A 3,843-nucleotide genomic window follows, 5' to 3' on the forward strand; every position below is an offset into this window, starting at 1 on the left:
GCGGCTGACCACCCGGTCCGGCCGTGCCGAGGCCGGGCGGTTCCTCGCCGAGGGCGCCCAGGCCGTCCGGGAGGCGCTGCGGTACGGCCGCGTGCACGAGGTGTTCGCCACCGAGCAGGCCGCCGAACGACACGCCGACCTGCTGGCCGGGGCGCCCGCCGTCTCGGTGGTCGACCGGCGGGCCGCGGAACTGCTGTCGGAGACGGTGACCCCGCAGGGGCTGGTCGCGGTGTGCGACACCGTGACCGTGGAGCCCGAGCGGGCCCTGTCCGGCACGCCCCGGCTGGTCGCGGTGCTGGTGGGCATCGCCGACCCGGGCAACGCGGGCACGGTGGTGCGCGTCGCGGACGCGGCGGGCGCCGACGCGGTTCTGCTCACCGGGGACGGGGTGGACGTCCACAACGGCAAGTGCGTGCGCGCCTCCACCGGGAGCCTGTTCCACCTTCCCGTCGCCGTCGAACGCGATCCCGCCGCGGCGCTGGCCGCCTGTTCCCGGGCGGGTCTGCGGACGGTCGCCGCGCACGGGCACGCGGAGTCCGATCTGACCACAGCGGAGGGTCTGGACTCCCCGACGGCCTGGCTGTTCGGCAACGAGGCCCATGGCCTGCCCGACGACGTGCTCGCGGCGGCCGACACCGCCGTGCGGGTGCCGCTGCACGGCCGGGCGGAGAGCCTCAACCTCGCCACCGCCGCCGCGGTGTGCCTCTACGCCCGCGTGCTGCGACACTCCCCCTGACCGAGGGTGACCGGCGTGCGGGCCCCGGGCTCGCATAGAATCTCCGGCGTGCATCGCTGACGTGCGCTCACGCTCGCGTGCAGCCGCCAACCGTGAAGCGGACGTTCGAGGAGTTATGTCCGAAGCCGTGGAGAAGCAGGGGCCGGAGTCGGCCGACACACTCGCGCCGGAGACGGTGCGGGCCGCCGTCGACGAGGCCAGGGAGGCGTTCGCCGCCGCGACGGACCTGGACGCGCTGGCCGCGGTCAAGCCCGCACACCTCGGGGACCAGTCGCCGTTGGCGCTGGCCCGCCGTGCGATCGGTGCGCTGCCCAAGGCGGAGAAGGCGGACGCGGGCAAGCGCGTGAACGAGGCGCGGCAGGAGATCCAGTCGGCCTTCGACGAGCGCCGTGCGGTCCTGCGGGCGGAACGCGACGAGCGGGTCCTGCGCGAGGAGGCCGTCGACGTGACGTTGCCGTGGGACCGCGTGCCGCGCGGCGCCCGGCACCCGATCACCACGATCGCCGAGCGCGCCGCCGACGTCTTCGTGGCGATGGGCTACGAGGTCGCCGAGGGTCCCGAACTGGAGGCCGAGTGGTTCAACTTCGACGCGTTGAACTTCGGCAAGGACCACCCGGCGCGGGCGACGGCCGACACCTTCTACGTCGCCCCCGAGGACTCCAACCTCGTGCTGCGCACGCACACCTCGCCGGTCCAGGCGCGGGCCTTGCTGCACCGCGACCTGCCGGTCTACGTCGTGTGCCCGGGGCGCACGTTCCGCACCGACGAGCTGGACTCCACCCACACCCCGGTCTTCCACCAGGTCGAGGGCCTGGCGGTGGACAAGGGTCTGACGATGGCACACCTGCGCGGCACGCTGGACGCCTTCGCCCGGGCCATGTTCGGCGAGGAGTCGGGCACCCGGTTCCGGCCGCACTTCTTCCCGTTCACCGAACCGTCCGCCGAGGTGGACGTGTGGTTCCCGGAGAAGAAGGGCGGGCCCGGCTGGGTCGAGTGGGGCGGCTGCGGCATGGTCAACCCGAACGTGCTGCGCGCCTGCGGGGTCGACCCGGAGGTCTACTCCGGATTCGCGTTCGGCATGGGCCTGGAGCGCACCCTGCAGTTCCGCAACGGCATCCCGGACATGCGCGACATGGTGGAGGGGGACGTGCGCTTCACCCTCCCCTTCGGAACGGAGGCGTGAACGATGCGGGTCCCCGTCAGTTGGCTCACCGAGCATCTGGACGTTGGCGCCGAGGTCACGGCACAGGAACTCGCCGACGCGTTCGTCCGCCTGGGCATCGAGGTCGAGGACGTCCGGCCGGTGGGCGACGTCACCGGCCCGCTGGTGATCGGCCGGGTCGTCGAGGTCGAGGAGCTGACCGGGTTCAAGAAGCCGGTCCGGTACTGCCGGGTCGACGTCGGCGGTGACGTCGACTCCGACGCCGGGTCCGGCGAGCCGGACCCGGCCCCGGACCCCACGCGGCCGCCGACGAACGGCATCGTCTGCGGTGCCACCAACTTCGCCGAGGGCGACCTGGTGGTGGTGGCCCTGCCGGGCGCGGTGCTGCCCGGTGACTTCACCATCGCCTCCCGCAAGACCTACGGCCGCGTCAGTGCGGGCATGATCTGCTCGGCCCGGGAGCTGGGCCTGGGGGAGGACCACAGCGGCATCCTCGTGCTGCCCCCGGGCACCGCCGACCCCGGCGACGACGCCCGGGACGTGCTCGACCTGGGTGACACGGTGCTGGACCTGGCCCCGACCCCGGACCGCGGGTACGCCCTGTCGGTGCGGGGCCTCGCGCGGGAGTTGGCGGGCGCGTTCGACGTGCCGTTCGGTGACCCGGCGCAGGGGGAGCTGCCCGGCGCCGAGGGCGACGCCTGGCCGGTGCGCATCGACGACCCCGAGGGGTGCCGCCGGTTCGTGCTGCGCCGCGTGACCGGTCTCGACGCGGGCGCGCCGACCCCGTGGTGGATCCAGCGCCGCCTGCTGCTCGCCGGGATGCGGCCCATCTCGTTGGCGGTGGACGTCACGAACTACGTGATGCTGGAACTCGGCCACCCGCTGCACGCCTTCGACACCGGCGCGATCAAGGGTGACCTGGTGATCCGGCGGGCGGAACCGGGCGAGACGTTGGTGACGCTGGACGACGCCGAACGGGGCCTCGACCCGGACGACGTCGTGATCGCCGACGACACCGGGGTGATCTCGCTCGCGGGCACGATGGGCGGCGCGAGCACCGAGATCCGCACCGACAGCACGGACGTGCTGCTGGAGGCCGCGCACTGGGATCCGGCCTCGATCAGTCGCACCGCGCGCAGGCACAAACTCTTCTCCGAGGCCGCCAAACGGTTCGAGCGGTTCACCGATCCCGAGCTGTGTGCGGCCGCGGTGGAGACGGCCGCCCGGCTGTTGCGCCGGTACGGCGAGGGCAGCATCCGGCCCGGTCGGACCGACGAGGGGACCTCCGCGCAGGCCGAGCCGATCACCATGCCGATCAACCTGCCCGACCGGGTCGCCGGGGTGAACTTCGACCGCGGCGTCACCGTGCGCAGGCTCACCCAGGTCGGCTGCAAGGTGTCGGTGGGGACCGGCCAGGACGGGTCCGCACTGGTGAGTGCGGTGCCGCCGAGCTGGCGCGGTGATCTCGCCCAGCCCGCCGACCTGGTGGAGGAGGTGCTGCGGCTGGAGGGCTACGAACACATCCCCTCCGTGCTGCCGTCCGCTCCCGCCGGGCGGGGCCTGACCCGGGCCCAGCGCCGCAGGCGTGCGGTGTCCCGCACGCTGGCCGAGGCCGGCTACGTCGAGGTGCTCCCGTTCCCGTTCGTCGCCCCGTCGACGTGGGACGACCTCGGCCTGCCCGCCGACGACGAGCGCCGGAACGCGGCGAGTGTGCAGAACCCGCTGGAGGCCGAGCGCCACCAGCTCGCGACGTCGCTGCTGCCGGGCCTGTTCGAGACACTGCACCGCAACCTCTCCCGCGGATTCCGGGACGTGGCGCTGTACCACGTCGGCCAGGTCGTGCGCCCGCGCGAGGGCCAGGCCGCCGCGCCGGACCCGGACGTCGCGCGGCGCCCGGACGATGCGGAGCTGGCCGCACTGGAGGACGCGGTCCCCGACCAGCCGC

3 protein-coding genes are annotated in these 3,843 nt (G+C 73.8%); all 3 read left to right on the top strand.

Translation table 11 applies throughout. The features are described 5' to 3' along the window. Positions 1–736: TrmH family RNA methyltransferase (locus SACPADRAFT_RS0204490; RefSeq protein WP_007026838.1), on the top strand; the 736-nt coding region annotated here is incomplete at its 5' end. Between the two features lie 115 nt (positions 737–851). After that, a complete protein-coding gene (gene pheS / locus SACPADRAFT_RS0204495; RefSeq protein ID WP_007026837.1) occupies positions 852–1,919 on the top strand; it encodes a phenylalanine--tRNA ligase subunit alpha in 1,068 nt (355 codons plus the stop codon). Between the two features lie 3 nt (positions 1,920–1,922). Then, the coding region (gene pheT / locus SACPADRAFT_RS25595) for a phenylalanine--tRNA ligase subunit beta (protein WP_007026836.1) at positions 1,923–3,843 on the top strand (1,921 nt) is incomplete at its 3' end.

Source organism: Saccharomonospora iraqiensis subsp. paurometabolica YIM 90007, assembly GCF_000231035.2.
Classification (GTDB): domain Bacteria; phylum Actinomycetota; class Actinomycetes; order Mycobacteriales; family Pseudonocardiaceae; genus Saccharomonospora; species Saccharomonospora paurometabolica.

Coding starts and splice junctions, on each gene's coding strand:
- pheS (WP_007026837.1), top strand. CDS start 852: ATGTCCGAAGCCGTGGAGAAGCAGGGGCCGGAGTCGGCCGACACACTC.